Source organism: Ketogulonicigenium vulgare WSH-001 (assembly GCF_000223375.1).
In the GTDB taxonomy this organism is placed as follows: domain Bacteria; phylum Pseudomonadota; class Alphaproteobacteria; order Rhodobacterales; family Rhodobacteraceae; genus Ketogulonicigenium; species Ketogulonicigenium vulgare.
Genome location: NC_017384.1, coordinates 224,333 through 247,155, shown reverse-complemented (window position 1 = coordinate 247,155; position 22,823 = coordinate 224,333). Strand labels below are relative to the sequence as shown.

20 protein-coding genes are annotated in these 22,823 nt (G+C 62.0%); 10 read left to right on the top strand and 10 right to left on the bottom strand.

The features are described from left to right. The first annotated feature begins 14 nt into the window (after positions 1–14). Positions 15–533, top strand: coding sequence for a DUF2231 domain-containing protein (locus tag KVU_RS01190; protein ID WP_148639073.1), 519 nt, complete (start codon positions 15–17; stop codon positions 531–533). On the opposite strand, the gene KVU_RS01185 is transcribed toward KVU_RS01190, so the two are convergent. The 4 genes from KVU_RS01185 to KVU_RS01170 form a co-directional block, all read right to left on the bottom strand. Next, the gene (locus KVU_RS01185) at positions 518–994 is read right to left on the bottom strand and encodes a CopD family protein (protein WP_013383493.1); all 477 of its coding nucleotides are present in this window, start codon (positions 992–994) and stop codon (positions 518–520) included. The genes KVU_RS01190 and KVU_RS01185 overlap by 16 nt on opposite strands. Then, entirely contained in the window at positions 991–1,704 is a 714-nt protein-coding gene (locus KVU_RS01180; RefSeq protein WP_013383492.1) for a cytochrome c oxidase assembly protein, read from the bottom strand. The genes KVU_RS01185 and KVU_RS01180 overlap by 4 nt, the downstream gene beginning before the upstream one ends. Before the next feature lie 79 nt (positions 1,705–1,783). After that, entirely contained in the window at positions 1,784–4,237 is a 2,454-nt protein-coding gene (locus KVU_RS01175) for a membrane-bound PQQ-dependent dehydrogenase, glucose/quinate/shikimate family (RefSeq protein WP_162491174.1), read from the bottom strand. A gap of 107 nt (positions 4,238–4,344) precedes the next feature. Further along, entirely contained in the window at positions 4,345–5,028 is a 684-nt protein-coding gene (locus KVU_RS01170) for a GntR family transcriptional regulator (protein ID WP_013383489.1), read from the bottom strand. Positions 5,029–5,169: 141 nt separating this feature from the next. Between KVU_RS01170 and KVU_RS01165 the strand changes: the two genes are divergently transcribed. From KVU_RS01165 to KVU_RS01125, 9 genes are all read left to right on the top strand, one after another. Then, entirely contained in the window at positions 5,170–6,657 is a 1,488-nt protein-coding gene (locus KVU_RS01165) for an ABC transporter substrate-binding protein (protein WP_197504083.1), read from the top strand. A gap of 57 nt (positions 6,658–6,714) precedes the next feature. Further along, positions 6,715–7,632 (top strand): ABC transporter permease, encoded by a 918-nt coding sequence (locus KVU_RS01160; RefSeq protein ID WP_013383488.1) that lies wholly within the window; start codon positions 6,715–6,717, stop codon positions 7,630–7,632. 1 nt (position 7,633) lies between these two features. Then, positions 7,634–8,527 carry an ABC transporter permease gene (locus KVU_RS01155; protein ID WP_013383487.1) on the top strand — a complete coding sequence of 298 codons (894 nt, stop codon included), beginning with the start codon at positions 7,634–7,636 and terminating at the stop codon, positions 8,525–8,527. Continuing rightward, positions 8,527–10,158 (top strand): dipeptide ABC transporter ATP-binding protein, encoded by a 1,632-nt coding sequence (locus KVU_RS01150; RefSeq protein WP_013383486.1) that lies wholly within the window; start codon positions 8,527–8,529, stop codon positions 10,156–10,158. The genes KVU_RS01155 and KVU_RS01150 overlap by 1 nt, the downstream gene beginning before the upstream one ends. A 24-nt stretch (positions 10,159–10,182) precedes the next feature. After that, entirely contained in the window at positions 10,183–10,527 is a 345-nt protein-coding gene (locus KVU_RS01145) for a RidA family protein (protein ID WP_013383485.1), read from the top strand. Positions 10,528–10,534: 7 nt separating this feature from the next. Continuing rightward, a complete protein-coding gene (locus KVU_RS01140) occupies positions 10,535–11,773 on the top strand; it encodes an NAD(P)/FAD-dependent oxidoreductase (protein ID WP_013383484.1) in 1,239 nt (412 codons plus the stop codon). Between the two features lie 13 nt (positions 11,774–11,786). Further along, positions 11,787–13,304 carry an amidase gene (locus KVU_RS01135; RefSeq protein WP_014537473.1) on the top strand — a complete coding sequence of 506 codons (1,518 nt, stop codon included), beginning with the start codon at positions 11,787–11,789 and terminating at the stop codon, positions 13,302–13,304. A gap of 288 nt (positions 13,305–13,592) precedes the next feature. Continuing rightward, the gene (aztC, locus tag KVU_RS01130) at positions 13,593–14,468 is read left to right on the top strand and encodes a zinc ABC transporter substrate-binding protein AztC (RefSeq protein ID WP_236953130.1); all 876 of its coding nucleotides are present in this window, start codon (positions 13,593–13,595) and stop codon (positions 14,466–14,468) included. A gap of 15 nt (positions 14,469–14,483) precedes the next feature. Further along, entirely contained in the window at positions 14,484–15,701 is a 1,218-nt protein-coding gene (locus tag KVU_RS01125; protein ID WP_013383481.1) for a metallochaperone AztD, read from the top strand. A gap of 34 nt (positions 15,702–15,735) precedes the next feature. Here the strand turns inward: KVU_RS01125 and KVU_RS01120 are convergent, their stop codons facing one another. From KVU_RS01120 to KVU_RS01095, 6 genes are all read right to left on the bottom strand, one after another. Continuing rightward, complete coding sequence (locus tag KVU_RS01120) at positions 15,736–16,485, bottom strand: sulfite exporter TauE/SafE family protein (protein WP_014537472.1); 750 nt, start codon at positions 16,483–16,485, stop codon at positions 15,736–15,738. 75 nt (positions 16,486–16,560) lie between these two features. After that, positions 16,561–18,927 (bottom strand): glycoside hydrolase family 3 C-terminal domain-containing protein, encoded by a 2,367-nt coding sequence (locus KVU_RS01115; protein ID WP_065739339.1) that lies wholly within the window; start codon positions 18,925–18,927, stop codon positions 16,561–16,563. Positions 18,928–18,944: 17 nt separating this feature from the next. Next, a complete protein-coding gene (locus KVU_RS01110) occupies positions 18,945–19,775 on the bottom strand; it encodes an ABC transporter permease (RefSeq protein WP_013383474.1) in 831 nt (276 codons plus the stop codon). A gap of 2 nt (positions 19,776–19,777) precedes the next feature. Further along, positions 19,778–20,833: an ABC transporter substrate-binding protein gene (locus KVU_RS01105; protein ID WP_013383473.1), complete on the bottom strand. Its 1,056-nt coding sequence runs from the start codon at positions 20,831–20,833 to the stop codon at positions 19,778–19,780. A 25-nt stretch (positions 20,834–20,858) separates the two neighbouring features. After that, on the bottom strand, positions 20,859–21,893 hold the full coding sequence (locus KVU_RS01100; protein ID WP_013383472.1) for an ABC transporter ATP-binding protein: 1,035 nt from the start codon (positions 21,891–21,893) through the stop codon (positions 20,859–20,861). Between the two features lie 26 nt (positions 21,894–21,919). Beyond that, positions 21,920–22,726 carry an ABC transporter permease gene (locus KVU_RS01095; protein WP_236953129.1) on the bottom strand — a complete coding sequence of 269 codons (807 nt, stop codon included), beginning with the start codon at positions 22,724–22,726 and terminating at the stop codon, positions 21,920–21,922. Between the last annotated feature and the right edge of the window lie 97 nt (positions 22,727–22,823).

The following is a 22,823-nucleotide window of genomic DNA, read 5'->3' as shown; positions in this document are numbered from 1 at the left end:
TGAGGGAGCCACCTATGCCACGCAAACGCCTGCGCGATCCGATTGCCGAACATGAAAGCTTTCATATGACCGAAAGCCGGATCGCCATCGCGGGGCACCCGATCCATGCGATGATGGTCGCTTTTCCTATCGCGCTGTGCATCTGCACCTTGGGCGCGGATTTCGCCTATTGGTGGACGGGCGATGCCTTTTGGCCGCGCGTTGCGCTGTGGGCGGCGGGCACGGGTTTCGTCATGGGTGTACTGGCCGGCATCGCAGGCACGGCCGAGCTGCTGCTGGTGCCCGGCATCCGCATCCGCGCCGCCAGCTGGACGCATTTCATTCTGGCGGTGATGCTGCTGTCGATCTTGGGCGCCAACTGGGGCATCCGGCTGGCCGATCCGGTCGGCGCTGTGCTGCCTTGGGGCGTTTTGGCGTCTCTGCTGGCCAGCGGCATGACCGCCATGACCGGCTGGCACGGCGGCAAGCTGGTGTTCGATTACGGCATCGGCACGCAGAAAAATCATGACGCCCCCTCTCATGACGGGCCCTGACGCGGCTGCAGCGCAAAGGCGGGCAAGAACTGCTCGAGCATCTCGAGCGGCGGCTTGCCCAGCACCAGAACCAGCACCGCCATGATGCAGACGAGAGCGCCGATCAGGCCCAGCAACAGCAACGTCATCGGCGGACGGCTTGGGGCCTCGCCGCTGAGGCGGATGATGTGGCCAAACCAGACATGCAGCAGCACCATACCCGCGACAAAGGCCAGCTTGGCCAGCATCCACGCGTCAAAGACCTGTTCGGTAAAGATCAGCACAGTGCCTGCGGTAATCGTCAGGATCGCGGCGGGGGTGGCAAAGGCAATATAGCCCATATGCGTCACCCAGCGAAATCGCGTGTAAAGGCGCGGATTGTCCGTCGTGCCATAGGCGCGGATCAACAGCGGCAGCGCGATCAGCGCCGCGCACCAGCACGCCAACCCACCAATATGGATCGCCTTCAGCAGCACGGTCATGATTGCACGCTTTGCACCCATGCGCGCTGGATCAGCAGCCCCGCCACAATGGCAAGCGGCAGCATCCCCGGCACCCACATGACCAACCCCGCCATTTGTTGATCGTAAAGCGGATCAATCCCCCACCCGAGCGCGCCGGTGATATGCTGCTCAAACAGGACGCGCGGCGCGAATGTGATGATCGCGCCAATCAATCCCATCACGCCCGCAAGACCGGCGGTCAGCAGCGCGCTGGCCGCTAATTGCTGCGGATCTTGGCGCGCCACGCGCGACCAAAAGGCCCAAGCACTCGCCAGCAGCGCGATCTGCATTAGCCAGTAAATGGCATGATTGTCCCACAACATCGTATAGACGGGCGGCAGGTGCCACAGCACAAGGACAGCGGCCAACACCATGAAGGGGATCTGTGCGCCCCTGCCGCGCATCGGCGATGCCATCGCCAAAAGCGGTGCGGCCAGTGTGACAATCACCAGATGATGCACGGATCGCGCAGTGAAAAAGGCCACTGTCAGCGCACAAAGTGGCGAGACAAAGGCCACTACCAGCACGCCCCACCCCAGCAAAAGGGGCCATCGCCGTGCGCCCGCGTAATGCCCGACCCCAAGGCATAATATCAGCGCCGCGATCAGGATCGGGTCAAAGTTCCACGCCGCCCAAATGTTTTGTGCTGTCGGCACCGGCCCGCAATAGGGCAAGGTCAAGGGCGGCATGATTTGTCCTTGGATTATGCTGGTTTACACAGGCCGAACGCCTGCCGGTCAGAAAGGTTCCGACCGGCAGGCGCGTGTTCTATGGCAGGGCATAGGCGATGAAATAATCACCGATGGGCGTTTCCATGAAATTATGCCCGCCTGCATTGATCACCAGATATTGCTGACCGTTCGCCTCATACATCGCGGGGCCGGCCTGACCGCCCGCGGGCAGCTCGGCCTGCCACAGGGTCTCGCCCGTCTCAACGTCAATCGCACGGATCAGGTCATCGGTCGTGGCCGCGATAAAGATCAGGCCCGAAGCGGTCACAACCGCGCCCGCATTATTGGGCGTGCCGATATCCAGCGGCAGCATCGAATGGAGACCAAACGGCCCATTCTTTTCGGCCGAGCCGAAGGGGCGATCCCACAGCACTTCGCGTGTATCCAGATCGACGGCCATGATCCCGCCATAGGGCGGCTCTTTACACAAAAGCCCGGTCAGCGGCACGCGCCAGCCCGCATTCACCTGAATGGCATAGGGCGTCTCGGCCTGCGGGTTCACGCCTGCCACGCCGGAGTAATCCGAACCCTGCTGATCCAGCGGCAGCACGCCCATCGCATCGGCATCGGCGCGCGGGATAAGCTGGTTGCGGTTCGGCGTGTCGTTATAGTTGCTGATCATGATGCGCCGCTCTGGATCAACGGCGATCCCGCCCCAATCCGAGCCGCCGTTATAGCCGGGATACTGGATCCACGGCCGATCCGCGCTGGGCGGCGTATAGATCCCATCGTAATTCGACTGATGATATTGGATGCGGCAATAGAGCTGATCCAGCGGAGTCATCCCCCACATATGGCGCTCTTCAATATCGGGGCGGATGACATTGGGAAAATCGACGACAAAGGGCTGCGTCGGCGACAGGTTCTCTGGCTCGACGCCGCCTTGGGGGACGGGGCGCTCTTCGACCTCGACCAACAGCGTGCCGTCGCGGCGGTCGAACAGCCAATACATGCCCATCTTGGTCGGCAGGATCAGCCCCGGCACCGGCCCGTCTAGCCCTTGCAGATCGACCAGCGTGCCTTGCGATCCCAGATCATAGTCCCAGATGTCGTAATGCACGGTCTGATAATGCCACGCGACCTCGCCCGTGGTGACATCCAGCGCCACCAGCGCGGTGGAATAGGTGTTTTCCTCGTCCGAGCGCATGCCCCCCCAGTAATCGACGGCGGAATTGCCCAGCGGCAGATAAACATAACCCAGTTCGTTATCGCCCGACGAGATCGTCCAGACGTTCGGGGTGCCGCGCGAATAGGTTTCGCCCTCGGGCGGCAGACCGGTCTCGCCGGGGCGGTTCATATCCCAGGCCCATAGCAGCTCGCCAGTCTCGACATGATAGCCGCGCACAACGCCCGAGGGCGCATCACGACGCTGGCCGTCGCGGACCTGCGAATGGACGACGGCCACATCGCGCACGATCGTGGGCGGCGAGGTCGGCGCATACCAGCCGGGCACGGTCTGGCCGATGCCCTCTTCCAGATCGACGATACCATTGGTGCCAAAGTCGCTGCAGAGCTGACCGGTTTGCACATCAATCGCCATCAGCCGCGCGTCCAGCGTATTCATCAGCACACGCTGATGACATTGCGCGCCCTCCTCCGGCGCGGGTGCCGCGTAATAGGCCAGACCGCGACAGGTGGCGTTATAGGGGATCGCGTCGGACGCAACCTCAGGATCATAGCGCCAACGCTCTAGCCCCGTGCCCGCATCCAGTGCGATCACCTTGTTCATCGCCGAACAGATCAGCAGTTGATTGTCGATTTTAAGGGGCGTGTTCTGATTTGAATAGCGCTCGCCCTCGGCGGGCATATCGCCGGTGCGGAATTCCCAAACGGGTTGCAAATCGGCGACGTTATCGCGCGTGATCTGCGTCAGCGGAGAATAGCGGGTAGCGTGATTATCGCCGCCATAGGCGGGCCAATCGGCGCCGGCGGTGGGCATCGTGAACTGCACGGGTGCGGCCTCGGGCGCAGCTATTGGCGCGGCGGGCACGGTCGGTGCAGGCACATTGGGCGCGGGTGCGGTGGGCGCAACCTGCGCCAGCGCAGTTTCCGGCCCGCGATCCACCATGGCAAGCGCAGCCGCAACACTCAGAGCAACGCCCCCCGTCGCCATCGCCGCACGCGGCAGGCGCGGCCCGCGCAATGTCGGCAGCGTCGAGAGAACCAGCAGCATCACCACCGCTGGTGCGATCAGGCGCGGCACCTGTGCCCAGCCATTGAACCCTGCCTCCCACAAAGCCCAGATCACCGTCGCGACAAATATCGCCGCGTAAAGCCAAACCGCGCGGCGATCCGCGCGCGCCAGCAAAAAGGCCGTGGCCAAAAGACCAAGGCCTGCGGGGAAATAATACCACGATCCACCAAGGGAGATCAGCCAGAGCCCCCCCAGCGCAATCGGGACGCCGAAAATGGCAATGACGGCAGCGACAATATACCTCCACCAATGTGCAAATCCGGGGTTTCTACGGGGGGGTGGTGCCGTCGCTCTCATCATCTCCTCCTTTGATTTCCGTAGAGGTAATGCGATGCGACGGATTTAGTTCCATATTATCGGCTACACCGCGTCTCTAACACGGTCATTCTTGCCAATATGGAATCCTATTTGTGCTGTTGATCCGCCTTGCGGCGCATCTCGTCGCGGTAGGCGTTGTAGACCGCATGTTGAATGCGGATGTGATCGTGCAGCGCGGCAGCCGCGCGATCGGCGTCGCGGGCGGTGATCGCAGCCAGAATCTCGCGGTGCTCGCGCAACGATTGCTCTAACCTGTCACCGTAACCCAACTGCAATTGCCGGTAAGGTTTCAGCCGGCGCTGCAACTTTGTTGTCTCTTGCGCCAGAAATGCATTTCCTGATGCATTATAGATTAGCTGGTGAAACACCTCGTTTTCGTCGTAATATCCTGCGATATCATGTGCTTGCTGCAAGGTTTCACAGCGGTCCGCCGAGGCGCCCAGCATGATCAGCGCCGCATTAGAGATCCGCGTTGCGGCCAAACGCCCGCACCAAGCCTCCATCCCGGCCATGACGTCGAACATTTCGACCATCTCCATGAAATCGGGAATGCGGGCAAAAGCACCCCGATTGCGGTGGATGGTGACCAAGCCTTGGGCAGCCAGCAGCCGGAACGCCTCGCGCACCGGGGTACGCGAGACGCCGAACATCTGCGCCAAGCGATTCTCATCCAGACGCGCGCCGTCCTCGAGCTCGCCCGAGGCGATTATACGCTCAATATTCAGGCAGATATCTTCGCTAGTGGTTATTTTGCTATCACTATCTCTCATCGCGCGCCTGCATTGTATACGATTATGGGTTTTTGTATGGAAAAATGCGTCACGCTGAAAGGGTAATTAAGACGCGCCGGACAAAGATTCGGTCTTAAAAAATAAACAGGGAGTTAAGAAATGCATCTGAAGCGGTTCTTGATGACAGCGGCTTTCCTTGCATCACTGCCCGCTGCAGTGCTGGCGGATAAGACCGATGACACGCTGGATATCGTCTTTACCAAGGACCTCGATAATCCGGATATCTATTTCAGCACCGCGCGTGAGGCCACTTTGGTCGGCTTTTCCGTGTTTGACGCGCTGGTTTACCGCGATCCGATCACCAATGAATATGTCGGCAATCTGGCCACCGAATGGTCATGGCTGGATGATCTGACGCTGGAAATGAAACTGCGCGAGGGGGTCACCTTTCATAACGGCGAGGCCTTCACCGCCAGCGACGTCGCCTATACCGTCAACACGATGAAAGAGGCGGTTGCCCCCGGCGCGCTGACATCCATGCGCTGGATCGACAGTGTCGAGGTGGTCGACGATTTTACCGTGCGTTTCCACGCCGGCGCGCCCTTCCCCGCCGCGATGGATTACATCGCGCAGGGCATCACCATCTATCCCGAGGATTATTATAGCGAGGTCGGATCGGCCGGTTTTGCCCGTCAGCCAATCGGCACCGGCCCCTATCAGTTCCAGTCGATCACGCCCGGCCAAGGCTTTACGCTGGTGGCCAACGAGGCCTATTTCGACGGGCCTAAATCGCGCGCCCAGATCGGCACCGTGAATGTGCGCACCATCCCCGATGTAAACACCCAGCTGGCCGAGATGATGACCGGCAACGCCGATCTGCTGTGGCAAGTGCCCGATGATCAGGCCGCGCAAATGGCCCGCCGCGATGATCTCGAGGTGGTTCAGGCCTCGACCATGCGGATCGGCTATATCACGATGGATGCTGTGGGCCGTAATATGGCCGAGGGGCCGTTCCGCGATCCGCGCGTGCGGCAGGCCGTCTATCACGCCATCGACCGCACGGCGATCCGCGATGCACTGATGTCGCCCGCCGCGCAGATCATCAATTCGGCCTGCCATCCGATCCAGTTTGGCTGCTATACCGATGTCACGACCCATGCCTATGACCCCGACCAAGCCCGCGCATTGCTGGCCGAGGCTGGCTATCCCAATGGTTTCACAACCAAATTCTATGCCTATCGCGACCGCCCGCTGGCCGAAGCGATGATCGGCATGCTGGCCGAGGTCGGCATCACCGTCGAGCCTGTCTTCTTGCAATATGCCGCCGCCGTCGATGCCATCACGCAAAATCAGGTGCCGATGGCGTTCATGACCTGGGGCTCGGGTTCGATCGGCGATATCACCGCCAGCACCTCGCGCTTTTTCAACGGCGGCGATTGGGATGATGCGCGCGACCCGCGCGTGATCGAACTGCTGAATACTGGCGATAATTCCATCTCGGACGAGGCCCGCATCGCCGCCTATACCGAGGCCCTGAGCATCATCGCCGACGAGGTCTATTGGGTGCCGCTATGGACCTATTCGACCAATTACCTGCTGGCGAACGGGCTGAACTTCACCCCGACCGAGGACGAGATCATCCGTTTTTACGATATCGCCTGGGACTAAACCGTCACGCGGGCGGGGCCTCGCCTCGCCCGCCTCAGCACTTTTGACGGGCACAACATGCTAAAACTTATCGCGACAAAACTTATGATGGCGGCGCTGGTGGCGCTGACTGTCTCGGCGATCAGCTTTTCGCTGGTCTATATGGCGGGCGATCCGGCGATTTCACTGGCGGGCGAGAATTCCACCGCCGAGGATATCCGCATCATCCGTGAACGCTATGGCTTTGATCGGCCGGTGGTGGTGCAATATCTGGACTGGGTCTGGTCCGCACTTCGCGGCGATCTGGGCACCAGCCATTATTTCAACCAGCCGGTGTCCGAGATTATCATGGACCGCCTTGGCACCACCGTTACGCTGGGCGTCAGCGCGATCATTCTGGCGCTGGTCATCGCCCTGCCCTTGGGCGTTGTCGCCGCAGTACGGCCCAATTCCTGGATCGACCGGCTGGCGGTATTCTTTGCCGTCGTGGGCGAGGCGATCCCCAGTTTCTGGTTCGGCCTGCTGCTGATCGTCATTTTCGCCATCAACCTGGGCGTGCTGCCAGCGTCGGGGTCTAGCACATGGCAAAGCTTTGTCTTGCCAACCATCGTTCTGGGCTATTTCGCCGCCCCCGCCCTGATGCGCCTGACGCGCGCGGGCATGATCGACGTGCTGTCATCCGACTATATCCGCACCGCCAAGGCCAAGGGGCTGAAGCCGCGCAAGATCCTGTTCAAACATGCGCTGCGCAATGCGGTGATACCGGTCGTCAGCCTTGCGGCGGTGCAGATGGGGTTCATGCTGGGCGGATCGGTCGTCGTGGAAACCGTCTTTGCGCTGCACGGCGCCGGGTTCCTCGCATGGCAGTCGATCTCGCGCAATGACCTGCCGGTGATGCAGGCGCTGATCTTGATGTTTTCGATGTTCTACATCGTCTTTACCTTTCTTGCGGACGTGCTGAACGCATGGCTCGACCCGCGCCTCAGAGGAGGCTGACATGTCACAGACCGCCAATTTCGCTGCACCTTTGGACGATTATTCGCCCCGCAAAGTCATGCTGCGCCGCGCGCTGAAACACCGGGGGCTGATGATCTCGGGCGCGGTGCTGCTGATCATCGTGCTGATGGCGCTGTTTGCGCCGCTGCTGTCGCCGCATGATCCGTTCAAGCAGAACCTGCTGGGCCGGATGAAGCCGCCGGTGTTTTTGGGCGGCACATGGGCGAACCCGCTGGGCACCGATGCGCTGGGGCGCGATATGCTGTCGCGGCTGCTCTATGGTGCGCGCGTGTCGCTGGGTGTCGGGCTGATCGCGGCGGTGATGTCGATGATCATCGGCACGACGCTGGGTCTGCTGGCCGGATATTTCGGGGGCCGCGTCGATCAGGTCGTGCAGTTCCTGATCAACGTGCGCCTTGCCCTGCCCGCCATTTTGGTCGCCCTCGCCTGCGTCTCGCTGATTGGCGGATCGCTGATCGTGGTGACGACGGTCATGGGCCTGCTGCTGTGGGATCGCTTTGCGGTGGTGATCCGATCCGCCACGATGCAGGTGCGACAGATGGAATATGTCGCCGCCGCTGACCTGCTTGGCGCGCCGATGCCGCGGATTTTGTGGAAAGATATCCTGCCCAATGTCGCGAACCAGTTGATCGTCATCGCCTCGTTGGAAATGGCGGCTGCGATCATGATGGAGGCGGGTCTGTCGTTTCTGGGTCTTGGCGTGCAGCCGCCGACGCCATCCTGGGGTCTGATGATTTCCGAGGGCAAGGAAATGCTGCTGTTCGAAAGCTGGATGATCACGATCCCCGGTATCGCTTTGTTCATTCTGGTCTTTGCCATCAATATCTTTGGCGACGGCCTGCGCGATGTCACCACTCCCGAGGGGCGCAACTGATGACCGACACCGTTCTATCCATCACCGGCCTGACCCTTGCCCTGCCGCCGGGGGCCGACCGCCCCCATGCGGTCGAGGATCTCAGCTTTGACATCCGCCCCAATGAGATCGTCTGCATCATCGGCGAATCCGGCTCGGGCAAGTCGATCACCTCCTTCGCGACGATGGGCCTGCTGCCCAAAATGCTAAAGCCAAAGGCCGGCCAGATCCTGTTTGAGGGCCGCGATATGCTGTCCCTGTCCGAGGCCGAGCACGCCAAACTGCGCGGCAACCGCATGGCGATGATCTTTCAAGAGCCGATGTCCGCGCTGAACCCCTGCTATACGGTCGGTGATCAGATCGAAGAGGTCTTTGCCGCCCATACCAGCCTGTCGAAACAGCAGCGCCGCGCAAAAACCATGGCCCTGCTGGACGAGGTGCGCCTGCCCGATCCGCAGCGCATCTATCACAGCTTTCCGCATCAATTGTCGGGCGGCCAACGGCAGCGGATCGTCATTGCCATCGCGCTTGCGCTTGATCCCAGCCTGCTGATCGCGGACGAGCCGACCACCGCGCTGGATGTGACCACGCAGGCGCAGATCCTGGCGATGTTCCGCGATCTAAAGGCGCGGCGCGGTGCGGGGATCATGTTCATCACACATGACTTTGACGTGGTGGCCGAGGTCGCGGATCGCGTCGTGGTGATGCAACGCGGCCGCGTGGTTGAACAGGGCACGGTGGATGCGGTGCTGAACCACCCCACCCATCCCTATACGCGCCAATTGATCGACGCGGTGCCCCGCCGCACGGCAAGCGACGCCCGCCCGCTGCCAGACAGCGATCTGGCCCTGCAGGTCGTGGGGCTGGAAAAGACCTTTCACATCCCGCGCACCATGTTCACCCCCGCCCGCACCGTGCAGGCGGTGAAGCCGACCAGTTTTGACGTGCGGCGCGGCGAGACTTTGGCGATTGTGGGCGAGAGCGGCTCGGGCAAATCGACGCTGGTGCGCTGCCTGATCCGCCTGACGGAGCCCGATGATGGTGCTGTGCTGATCGACGGCGTGAACCTGATGCACAAACTGCCCAGCGAGATGCGCGCCGCCCGCAAAGATATCCAGATCGTCTTTCAGGACCCCTATGGATCGCTGAATCCCCGCCGCACCATTGGCGATCAACTGATCGAGGGACCGATAAATTTCGGCGTGCCAAAGGCCAAAGCGATTGAGAAAGCGCTGGAACTTTTGCGCATCGTGCGGATGCAGCCCGATGCGCTGAACCGCTATCCGACGCAGTTTTCCGGCGGCCAGCGTCAACGCATCTGTATCGCCCGCGCCCTGATGGTCGAGCCGAAAATCCTGATCGCGGACGAGGCGGTCTCGGCCCTTGATGTGTCGGTACAAAAGGAAGTGCTGCAACTCTTGGCCGATATTCGCGACCGCATGGGGCTGACGATGCTGTTCATCACCCATGATTTGCGCGTCGCGGCGCAAATCTCGGATTCCATCGTCGTCATGTGCAAAGGTGAGGCGGTGGAACGCGGCACCGTCGCCGAGGTCTTTGGCAACCCCCAAAGCGATTATACCAAGACCCTGCTGGCCGCGATGCCCGGCCAGAACTGGGAGCTGCCCGACCTCTCTGCAGCGACCGCCTAAACGCAAGTGAGCAAAGGAAATATCATGTCCATTCCCCTGTCCAAAATCCGCCAGATCGGCGATACCTATTACCTGTCGGGCGAGCTTGGCTTTGTCAAAGACGACCAGCCGGTCGAGGGGATCACCGCCCAGACGACCCTGACGCTGGAGCGGATCGCGGTCACGCTCGCGACTGTTGGACTGACCCCCGATGATGTCGTCAGCGCCGCCTGCTATCTGACCGACCCCGCCGATTTCGCGGCTTTTAACGCCGCCTATGCGCCGTTCTTCCCCGGTGAAAAGCCGACCCGCACGACGATTGTCTGCACGCTGGTCGTCGCCAGCGCCCTCGTGGAAATCACTGTCATCGCACAAAAGAAAGCAGCATAGGCCCGTCATGGCTCAGTCAGATGTCATTGTTCTGGGGGCGGGCATGGTCGGCACGTCGACCGCGCTGGCCCTGCAGCAACGGGGCCGCAACGTCCTGTTGCTGGACCGGCGGCCCGCCGGTCGTGAAACCAGCTATGGAAACGCCGGCCTGATCCAGATCGAGGCCGCGCTGCCGATGGAAATGCCGCGCGCTTTGTCCGAACTGTGGCGGATCGCGCGCAAGCAGGGCAATGACATCAACTGGCACCTGAATGCCATGCCCGAACATGCCAGCGCACTGCTGCGTTATTGGTTGGCCTCGTCCCCCGCGCGTCTGCGCGAGATCGGCAAGACCTGGTCGCAGCTGACATGGCGCGCGGGCGATGATCACGCGCCCCTCATCGCGGCGGCGGGCGCGGATCATCTGATCCGCAAAGGCGGCTTTCGCATCGGCTTTTCGACCGAGGCCGCTTTTGACCGCAGCACGCGCGAGGCGCAAAGCTTTGCCGCCGAATACGGTCGCGGACTGCGCCTGCTGGACGGCGATACGCTGGCGGCCGAGGAGCCGGCGCTGACCCGCCCCTTCGTCGGCGCGCTGCAATGGACGGACACTTGGGCCTGCCGCAACCCCGGCGCGCTGGTCGCGGCCTATGCCGCCTTGTTCGAGGCGCGCGGCGGCCAGTTCGAAATGTCCGAGGTTAAATCCATCACCCCCACCGCGCATGGCTGGTCGGTGCAGGTCGATGGCGCCCGGCATGAGGCGCCCGAGATCGTCATCGCCGCAGGCCCGTGGTCTGCGCGCCTTGTCGCGCCCTTGGGCTATCGCGTGCAGATCCTGCGCAAGCGCGGCTATCACCGTCATTTTCAGGGCGGCACGCCGCTGAACATGATGTTCTCGCATGCCGAAAGCCGCTCGGTCGTGGTGCCGATGGAACAGGGCAACCGCGTCCTGACCGGGGCCGAGATCGCGCGCGAAAACGCGCCCCCGACCCCCGTGCAGCTTGACCGCGCCGAAGCAGCGGCCCGCACCTATATGAATCTGGGCAGCGCAGTGGAAAACATGCCGTGGTATGGCAACCGCCCCTGTATGCCCGACATGCTGCCTCTGGCCGGAAAAGCCAGCCGCCACAACGGCTTGTGGCTGCATTTCGGCCATGGCCATCAGGGCTTTACCCTGGGCCCGACGACCAGTGCGGTGCTGGCCGATCAGATGACCACGGGCGTTGCGGCGTTTCCCGCCCTCTCGCCCGCGCGCCTTGGACTTTAGAATGGACATGACAATGGCACATCCCGTCACCGATACTGTGACCGACCCCGCAGACCTGACCGCAACCCAGGCGCGCGCCATGATCTCGCGCCGCCAGCTTTCGCCGGTTGAGCTGGCCGAGGCCTGCATCACCCGCACCAATGCCGTGAACCATGCCGTAAACGCGCTGGTTGCATGGGATTTCGACCGCCTGCTGGACGAAGCCCGCGCCGCTGAGGCCGCGCTGACCAGCGGCGCGCCGCTTGGCGCGGTGCATGGCCTGCCCTTTGGCGTCAAGGATATGATCGATGTGGCGGGCCTGCCCACGACCTTTGGCTCGACCATCTATCGCGACAATGTGGCGACGAAGGACAGTGCGATCGTGGCGCAGATGCGGGCGGCGGGCGGCGGTGTGCTGGGCAAGACCAACAACCCCGAATTCAGCGCGGGCGGCAATACGCGCAATGCGGTTTACGGCGTGACCGCGAACCCGTTTGACCTGACCAAAACCTGCGCCGGTTCCTCGGGTGGATCGGCGGTGGCGCTGGCGGTTGGTATGGCGCCGCTGTGTACCGGATCGGATACGGGCGGCAGCCTGCGCAATCCGGCCGCCTTTTGCGGTGTCGTCGGCTTTCGTCCCTCGCCGGGCGTGGTACCGGGCACGACGCGGGGGCCGGCACTGATTCCGCTGCCGACATCGGGACCAATGGGGCGCACGGTCGCGGACGTTGGCCTGATGCTGTCGGTGATGGCCACGCCCGACCGCTCTGACCCCTATACATTTGTCACGGATGGCAAGACGCCGTGGAATCCCGCCGATTTCACCCGCCTGCCGCGCGTCGACCTGGGCCGCCTGAAGGTCGCAATGACCGAGGATTACGGCTTTTCCCTGACCCAGAATGTCGTGCGCGAGGCGTTTCGCGCCCGCTGCGAAGCGCTGGCGCCGCAGTTCGGGCAATTGGACGCCGCCACCCCCGATTGCACCAACGCCGATCGCATCTTTGCGGTACTGCGCGCGGTGATGATGCTCAGCGGTCACGCCACGAATATGGCCAATCATGCCGATCAGATGGGCCCCAATGTCACCGATAACTGGAACGAGGGCCTGAGCTATTCCGCGCAGGATGTGGCGCAGGCCCTGTCGATGCAGGGGGCCTATTACCGCAATTGGCAGCTATTCTTTGAAGACTATGATTACGTCATCTCGCCCGCGGTGACCGTCTCGCCCTTTGACTGGCGCGATCTGTATCCGCAGGACATCGACGGCGTGAAAACCCAAAGCTATTATCACTGGCTGTCGCAGGCCTATGCCTCGACCATCGCGGGGCACCCCTCGATCAGCCTGCCGCTGGGGCGCGATGCGCTGGGGCTGCCGTTCGGGTTCCAGATCGTCGGGCGCCGCGGTGATGATCTGGGCGTGCTGGCCGTCGCCGCCGAGATCGAGGCTTTGTTCGCGGGCGACGCCACCTTTGGCCGGCCCAAAGCCGATATCGAAATGCTGAAAGCCGCGCCGCCGCTGTCGCAACAGGACGGTTTCCTCGGCTTTGCCTAGACGCTGATCACCATCACGATCCGCACCATAAGACCGGCGTCCTGCCGCGCGAATGCACCGGCAGGACCCTTGCACAAGGACCCCATGGCGCGGCGTAGGGGTGGATCGCCGGTTGTGCAGCGCGCGTCCTCGTCAACGGTTAACTTGATCCCGATGCCACCGCACGGCGTATGGCTCTTGCGGGCTTAAATATAAAATGTAATAACATAACATATATCAAGACGAGGGATTCCCATGCCGCGCTGGCTGCACAGCACTGCGATTTGCACTGTTATAACATTTCTTTCGGTGACCAGCACACAGGCTGCGCCGCTGCAAGTCGTCGCGACCTTTTCGATTATCGGCGATATGGCAGGCGAAGTTGGCGGCGATCTTGTCGATCTGAAAACGCTGGTCGCCCCCGACGCTGATGCCCATGTCTACGAGCCCCGCCCCGCCGATGCGATGGCAATCGCGCGCGCGGATGTCGTGCTGACAAACGGGCTGGAATTCGAAGGGTTCCTGTCGCGCCTGATCGCGGCAAGCGGCACCGATGCCAGCATCATCGCCCTAACAGACGGCCTGCCGACGATGGAGGAGCCGGGCGGCGGCCATTACCATTATGTCAACGGCGAGGCGATTTTCCACGCGGGCGCGCATGACCCCCATGTCTGGCAATCGGTTGAAAACGCCAAAGGATATGTTGCCAATATCAGCGCGGCCTTTTGCGCGGCCGATGCCGATAATTGCACGCAATATCAAGCGAATGCAGCCGATTACAGCGCGCGCCTCGATACGCTGGACGCGCAAATCCGCGCCAGCATCGACGCCCTGCCCGCAGATCGCCGCACTGTCGTCGTCGCCCATAACGCCTTTCGCTATTTCGAGGCCGCCTATGGCGTCACCTTCCTGTCGCCGCAGGGCGTCTCGACCGAGGGCGAGGCGGCCGCCGCCGATGTCGCCGGCCTGATCCGCGAGATCCGCGCCGCCAATGCCGGCGCGATCTTTGGCGAGAACATCAGTGACACCCGTCTGCTGGAACGGATCGGCGAGGAGACCGGCCTGACGCTGTCCGGCACGCTCTATTCCGACGCGCTGTCCGGCGCGGACGGCCCTGCCCCCACCTACATCGCCATGATGCGCCACAATACCAGCGCCATCACAGCCGCACTCACCGCCGAATAAACCAAGGAGAACAACATGTTCAAATACCTCGCCACCGCGAGCGCCATTGCCATGGCCACCACCGCCTTTGCGCAAGAGCATGATCACGACCATGACCACCACGACGAAGATGTGACGCTGTACCGTGTCTTTGTCGGCGACCACGCAGGTGGCAGCGTGACCGCCCTTGATCTGGCCGATCCGGACCACCGCTGGCAGTTCGACACCACTGGCCAAGTGAAACTGTTCGGCGTCGCAGGCGGCGCGACGGTTGCCGCCGTGCAATCGGACGACAATGCCGTGCATTTTTTCAGCAGCGGCATCAGTTTTGAGGATCACGGCGACCATGCCGATATCGCCGTCAGCGATCCGGCCGCCATCGACACCGTTCTGACCGGCCCCCGCCCCTTCCACGTGGTGGATCACGGCGGCAGCGTCATTATCAACTATGACCAGGGCGGCTATGCCGAGCTGATCGACGCGCATCACCTGTCGCATGGCGAGGTCGAGCTGACCACCTTTACCCAATCGCAGGCGCATCACGGCTTTGTTGCGCTGCTGGGGGGCAATCTACTGTCGACGGTTGCCTCGGATGTCGTGGATGCGCCCCGTTTGGGCCTGCAAGCGTTCAACGCCGATGGCACGCCTGCGGGTGAGCTGGCCACCTGCACGGCGATCCATGGCGAGGCATTTTCAGGCGCTTATCTGGCCGCTGGCTGCCGCGAAGGTGTGCTGACAGCAACCGCCAGCGCCGATGGCGTCACCTATAACATGCTGCCGTATGAGGCTGATCTGCCTGCAGGCAACACCACCGGCACGTTACTGGGTTCGACCGGCATTCAGGTTTTCCTTGGCAATTATGGCGCAAACGGCCTGGTTGTCGTCGATCCGGTCGATGCGCCGCATTTCCGCTATATCGAACTGCCCTTCCGCCGCGTGGATTTCGCCCTTGACCCCGTCCATCCCGCCAATGGCTATGTGCTGACCGAGGATGGCACTCTGCACCAAGTGAACCTGCTGGAAGCCGCGCTGACCGGCAGCGTGAAAGTCACCGAACCCTATTCGATGGACGGCCACTGGAACGACGCCCGCCCGCGTCTGGCAATGGCCGGGGATGAGGTCATCATCACCGACCCGAATGCGGGCCTGTTGCGCCGCATCGACACTGACACGCTGCGTGAAACCGGCACCATCGCGGTCGAGGGTGCGCCCTATAACATCGCTGTCGTCGGCGGCAGCGGCATCGATCACTAAAGATACTGCCGTCCGCGCCCAGCGCGGGCGGCAGCTACCACAGCGGGCGCAGGGCCATTTCCGCGCCCAGCGCCAGCAGGCAGATCAGAAAAGCTTGCCGGAACAGCGCGGGGCTGAACCTGCGCCGCAGCACGGTGCCCACAGCCATACCGATAAAGACCGGCACGATCAGCGCGCAGGACAACAGCAACTGATCGCTCGCCAACGCGCCGCGCCCCGCCAGCCCCACCGCCAGCGCAAGGGTCGAGACGGTGAATGACAGCCCCAGTGCCTGCACCAGCCAATCCTTGGTCAGGCCCAGCGCCTGCAAATAGGGAACCGAGGGGATCATGAACACACCCGTTGCGCCGGTCACCACGCCTGTCATCGCGCCGATCACCGGCGACAGAAACCGCTCGACCCACTGGGGAATATGGATCTGCCGCGCGCATAAAGTATAGGCGGCATAGACGACCAGCGCGACACCCAGCGCCGTGGTCGTCGCCGCCGTATTATCCCCCGCGATCAACCCGCTGGTCGCATAGGTGACGACGGCCATCACGATCATCATCGGCCACAGACGTCGCAGCAGCACCCGCACATCCGGCCCCGTCAGCAATTGCCAGACATTGGTCACCAGCGATGGGATCACCAGCAGACCCGCCGCCACAACGGGCGAGATCTGGCTGGCCAGCAGCGCCATCGCCACCGCCGGCAGGCCCATGCCAGTCGCGCCTTTGACAAAACCCGCAACCGCAAAGGCCGCGACGACAAGCAGTAATAAAGATGTGGTCATATCCGTCATGCCACGACACTAGGCGGCATCGCGCCGCAAAATCGAGGGAATAATGAAACGGCCCCAAAGATCAGGGGCCGCCATTTATTCCAGAGTTATCGCCAGCATCAGCCGGATATCCGCACCCGAGCGCCCAATTGCCAGATCAGCCGTACGATAGGGATAGGTCCAACCGCCGTCCCAAACCCGAAAGCCCTCGGGCATTATTTTCAATGTGGCACTGACCTCGGCGCCCGCAGGTACGACCACCTTCGCAAAAGCCAGCAGTTTGCGCTGGCCGTTTGGCAGGTTGTGATAGATCTGCACAACCTCTTGCGTGGCGCGTTCGGCGTGGTTGGCAAGGCGTACCTGCACGCACAAACCATCCAGCGCCTGCGCATCCAGATATTCAACCTGCCCGAACCCAAGCCCGTGCCCAAAGGGGAACAACGGCTTTAGCCCAAGGGCATCAAAGCGGCGCTGACCGATCGCCACGCCCTCGGCATAGGTCACCGTGCCGCCACGCGCGGGGCGTTCGGTAACAGCCGTGATCTGATCGTCGCTGGCGGGAAAGACCTGCGGCAGGCGGCCCGATGGCTCCTGTATCCCCAACAGAACATCCGCCAAAGCATTGCCGCATTCCTGACCCGGATACCATTGCTGCAATACCGCACCCACATTATGCGCCCAGGGCATCGCCAGCGGCGCGCCGGCTTGCAGCACCACAACCGTGCGCGGGTTGACCGCCGCAATCGCGGCAATCATCGCGTCTTGGCCCGGCGGCAGCGACAGGCTGCGACGGTCTTCAGATTCGGTTTCCCATTCGGGACTAAGGCCGGTGACGATCACAACCGCATCCGCCGCCGCCGCGATGCGACAAGCCGCGTCCAGATCGCCCTTTTGCGACACCGCGCGCAGTCCGAACCGCACCGCTTTCAACGAGGTCGCGATACCGTCGCCACAGAAATATTCGCAGCGGATCGCATAGGTTTGGCCCGCGACCAGATCAATCACGCCGCGCCGCTCGTCACTGCCATGGCCGAAATAGCTCTCGCCCTTTTGCCACGTCTCCCATGCATCCAGCACTTCGACATCGTCGATATAAAGCTTTGACAGCCCCGCGCTCATCAGTCCGATTTCATGGGGGCCGCTCTGGGTCGCGGTAAGGGTGCAGGTGATCCGCGCGGCAAACGCGCTGTGGTCAACCTCGGGCGCGACGGCGCCGAACCATGCAAAGGCGGTATCGGGTGCTTGCTGTACCAGCGCGGGTGCGCCGTCGCGGCTTTCACCGTTGAACAGCGCGATGGTGACGGCCCCCGTGATCGCGGGCACGAAACGCTCGGCAGCGGCACCCAGCGCGTAATCCACCTGTGCATCGGGCAAAGCCGCGCGCAGACCGTCGAGCGGCGTCACCGCGTAATGCGCATTGATCTGGGCCGATCCGCCGCCGTGAATGACCGCGACCGCCGCATTCGGGCCAATCACCGCAATTCGCTGCGGCGCGGCCAAAGGCAGCAGCCCGCCCCTGTTGGTCAGCAGCACAGTCGATTCCGCCGCCGCCTTACGCAGCAGCGCGCGGGTGGCGGGGCGATCAATCGCGGTCTCGTCGGACAGATCGTCGGCTATATCGGTGCCAAGCCGCTGCCCCATGTCGATGATCCGCCCCGCCGAAGCGCGCACCTTTTGCGCATCCACGCGCCCCTCCCGCACAGCCGCGACCAGCTTTTCGCCGCGATGCTTGCCGGGCCCCGGCATTTCCAGATCAAGACCCGCCTCGATCGCGGCCTCGGTCGAATGGGTGCCCAGCCAGTCGGACATGACGATGCCGTCAAAGCCCCATTCGCCGCGCAGCACATCGCCGATCAGCCATTGGTTTTCGGACGTGTGAACGCCGTTCAACCAGTTATACGAGGTCATGACGCAGGTGACACGGGCCTCGCGCACGGCCGCTTCGAACGGCGGCAAATAGACTTCGCGCAGGGTCTTTTCATCAATGGCGGAATTGATGCTGCGCCGTTCATGTTCGCATTCATTTCCCACAAAATGCTTGATCGTCGCGCCGACGCCCTGCGACTGCACCCCTTTGATGAACGCCACAGCCATGCGCGCGGCCAGATGGGGATCTTCTGAGAAATTCTCGAAGTTACGGCCGTTCAGCGGGTTGCGATGCATGTTCACGGCGGGCGCAAGGATGATATGCGCCTTTTTCGCGCGCACCTCTGCGGCCAGATCGACACCGATCTCATGCACCAGATCCACGTTCCATGTCGCGGCCAGCGCAACCTCGGCCGGATAGGCGGCGGTGCGGGCGCCGTTGCTGAACGCCTCGCCGCGCGCGCCGTTGGTGCCATCGGTCACCTTGATCGCGGGAAGACCAATGCGGGCAATCTCGGGCGTACGCCAATAGGTCTCGCCAGCCAGCAGGCTCACCTGCTCCTCCAGCGTCATCTGGTCCAGAAGCGTCTCAGTCACGTCACGGGTCATTGATATTACTTTATTTTTCCACGCAGCGAACGGGCAAGGCCGAGGCTGACAAGCAGGGAAAGGATCAGCGTGCTGGCCAGCAGCACAAAGGCCAGTGCCGCACCAAAGGGCCAGTTACCAACGCGCACGAACTGGTCGTAAACGCTGGGCGCTAACATACGAAAACTGGGACCACCCAGCAGAACAGGGGTCGCATAGGCATTCATTGCCATGATGAACACCAGCACCGACCCCGCCAACACACCGGGCGCGGCCTGCGGCAGCAGCACACGGCGCACAACGGTCAGCGGCCGCGCGCCAAGGTTCGCAGCGGCCTCTTCGGTCTGGCGCGGCACGGATTCAATGACCGAGGCCAGTGTCAGGATCATATAGGGCAGGACCACAGCCGCCGTGCCCAGCACCACCGCCAGCGGCGTGTAAAGCAGTTGGAAGGGTCCCAGACCGAACAGCCCAAAGAACGCGTTCACGAACCCATCGGTGTTCAGCAGCGCCATCCAACCGGCGGCGCGCACCACATTTCCGACCAGCAGTGGGAACAGCGTCAGGATCATAAAGGCCGATTTCCACCGGCTTTCCATACGCGCCAGCCAATAGGCCGGCGCGATGGACAGGGCGAGGCACAAAAGCGTGCAACCCAATGCGACGCCGACCGTAATCAAAAGGATCTTTTGATAAAACGGATCGGCAATCGCGTTCAGATAGTTCTCTCCGCTGAGGGCCGCGACCATCAGCTCGGTCGGACTATATTGGTTCAGCGAGATGCGAAACAGGCCCGCCATTGGCGTGACCAGCAGCAGCAGCACCAGAACCGTCGCGGGAAGAACCAGTAAGGGCATGATTAGCCTTTGAACTCACGCGTCCAGAAGTCGAAAATATCGGCCTGGTTCGCGGTGAAATAAGCGTTGTCGATAGGTTTCATATTCGCCTGTTGCTCGGGCGTCAGTTGCACCTGCGCGGCGATCTCGGGCGGCAGCACCGCATTGGTGACCGAGGGCAGATAGCCGATGCTGTCGAGGAACCCGAGCTGCGAATCCGGCTCGAGCGCGGCGTTCAGATAGGCATAGGCGCCCTCTTTGTTCGGGGCATTTTTGGGAACTGCGAATTCGAAAGTCACCGGGATCGCGCCCTCTTGCGGGATGGCCCAGTCCAGGTTCAGGCCTGCCTTGCGCCAGCCAAAGCCGCGCGCGACATAGTTCAGCGTGATCCAGATCTCTTCCGATTGGAAAGCCGCGGCGATGGATTCGTTCGTCGGCAGGATCTTGACTTGCTGTTCATTCTTCAGCGCCAGCAGCTTTTCGCGGCCGGGGGTGTAATCGGACATCGAACCGCCGGCGGCCAGCGAGGCTGCGGCCGAGGTCGCAACATAAAGCACGTCCGAAATACCGACCTTGCCCTTATATTCGGGGTTCCACAGGTCGTTATACGAGGTCGGCGGCGTGGTGATTTTCGCCGGATTGTAAACGATCGCGATATACGAGAACAGCTGCGGCACGGCATATGGCTTGCGCAGGGCCGGGATGACATTGGCGATATTGGGGACCTTGCTTTCGTCCAGATCCTCTAGCACGCCAATCTGCGCCATCGGATACATATCGAGGTCCGCCAGCAGGCCAACGTCAAAGCTGGACTCGCGGCGGGTACGCTCGGTGCGCAGTTTGGTCTGGCGTGCCTCGGTGGTCGAGATATCCTGCAGCACTTCATAGCCTGCGGGGATCATCACGCGCTCGTCCACGATGCGGCGTAGCAATTCGGCATAATCACCGCCAAGGATCGAGGCGACAATGCGGCCCTTTTCCTGTGCCGATGCGCCTTTGGGCAGGCCGGTAATGCCCAGCGCGGCCGCCATACCGCCAAGGGCGATCAGCTCGCGGCGGGTAAAGGTTGAATTCGACATGATCCGTTTTCCCTGTTGTTTGTGATCAATGCACATGCGGCAGCAATTTGGCGCGGGTGGCATTCCAGATCAGACCGACCTGTTGCCCCATTTGTGCGCCCTGCCCGCCGCTGGGCGTAATGACCACCAGCGACGTGCCTGCGTAATCGATGCCGTATTCCGTTTGCGCGCCAAGGTAGGTGACGCGGGTAACCTTGCCCTGCGGCGCGCCATCAATGGGGGCGCCAAGGGTGATATGTTCAGGCCGCAGCGCCAATGTGTCGCCGGTCGATGTCGGATCGCAGGCAAAGACGGCGCCACTTTGCGCGTAAAATTCGCCCGCACTTCTGCGCTGGCCGGTGATCAGATTGCACCGCCCGATAAAGCCCGCGACGAATGTATCGGCGGGCTGGTCGTAGAGTTCAGTCGGGGTGCCCTTTTGACGGATCACACCGCCTTCCATCACGACCATCTTGTCCGACATGATCAGCGCCTCTTCTTGATCGTGGGTGACGATCAGCGTGGTCAGGCCAAGACGCTGTTGCAAAGCGCGGATTTCGTGCTGCACCTCGGCGCGCAGTTTCGCGTCCAAATTCGACAGCGGCTCGTCCAGCAGCAGGATCGAGGGGTTCACCGCCAGCGCGCGCGCCAGTGCCACACGCTGCTGCTGACCGCCCGAAAGCTGTTTAGGCAGGCGGTCGGCAAGATGACCAAGGCGCACCATTTCCAGCGCGGTCTTGATCCGCGCGTCCCGCTGGGCTTTGGGCATCTTGCGCATCTCGAGGCCAAAGCCGACATTCGCGGCAACGCTCATATGCGGGAACAGCGCATAGGATTGAAACACCATCGCCGTATCGCGGGCATGGGCGGGCAGATGCGTGATATCACGCGTGCCCAATGTGATCTGCCCGGCGGTTGGTTCGACAAAACCTGCGACCATCCGCAATGTCGTCGACTTGCCGCAGCCTGATGGGCCAAGCAGGGCAACCATCTCGCCCTCGTCGACCTTCAGATCCAGGCCGCGCACGACCTGCACATCGCCATATTGTTTGACAAGTTTCTCAATATTCAGGGCGGCCATGGCGCAACTCCGGTGCTGGCGCGACTTCAGAAAGCGCGGGCGATTTTGACATAACGATCCGTCACCAGCATCAGCACGGCGATCAAGATGATCTGCAGCGTGCCAACAGCGGCCAGCGTCGGGTCGATTTTGAATTCAAGGTAGTTCAGCATCGCAACCGGCAGGGTGATCTTGCCCGGACCGATCAACAGCAATGACAGCTCGAGGTTCTCAAAGCTTTGAATGAACGAGAACATCCCCCCCGCGATAATGCCGGATTTCAGCATCGGCAGTGTGACGCGCCAGAACACGACCAAAGGCGGCGCACCAAGATTGCGGGCGGCCTCCTCGATACTGGGGTCAAGGCCCTCCATACTGGCCAGCACAAGGCGCACCGTCCAAGGGATCGTCAGCAAGATATGCGCCGCGATCAGGCCTGTCGAGGTGCCGACGATATTGCGATCCAGCACGAATTCGGCGTTGATATAAAAGATATAAAGCGCCGTGCCCATGATGATGGACGGCACCGCAAGCGGCCCCAGCAGCAGGGTCGACAGCGCCTTGCGCCCATGGAACCGGCCGCGATGGATCGCATAGGCCGCCGCCGCGCCCGCAGGCACCCCAATCGCGGTCGCTGTCAGCGCCAGTTTCAGGCTTTCGATCAGCCCGGCGGTAAATTCGCTGCGTGCCCAGGCATTGCCAAACCAGCGCAGCGTCAAACCGCTGGGCGGGAACTGAATGATCTGATCATCGAAAAAGCTGATCACGACCACAGCCACAACCGGGGCCAACATAAACAGATAGGCAAGCAGAACCAATATGTTGAATAAGGCTTGCGGCAGGCGGCGTGCCATCTTCATATGTTCCCTGTCTTGCCGTCTGGGTTTGCATCCCAGTTTTCGGTCGATTCGCTAAATGATGACGTGATCATTTGCATATGGTAACGTCATC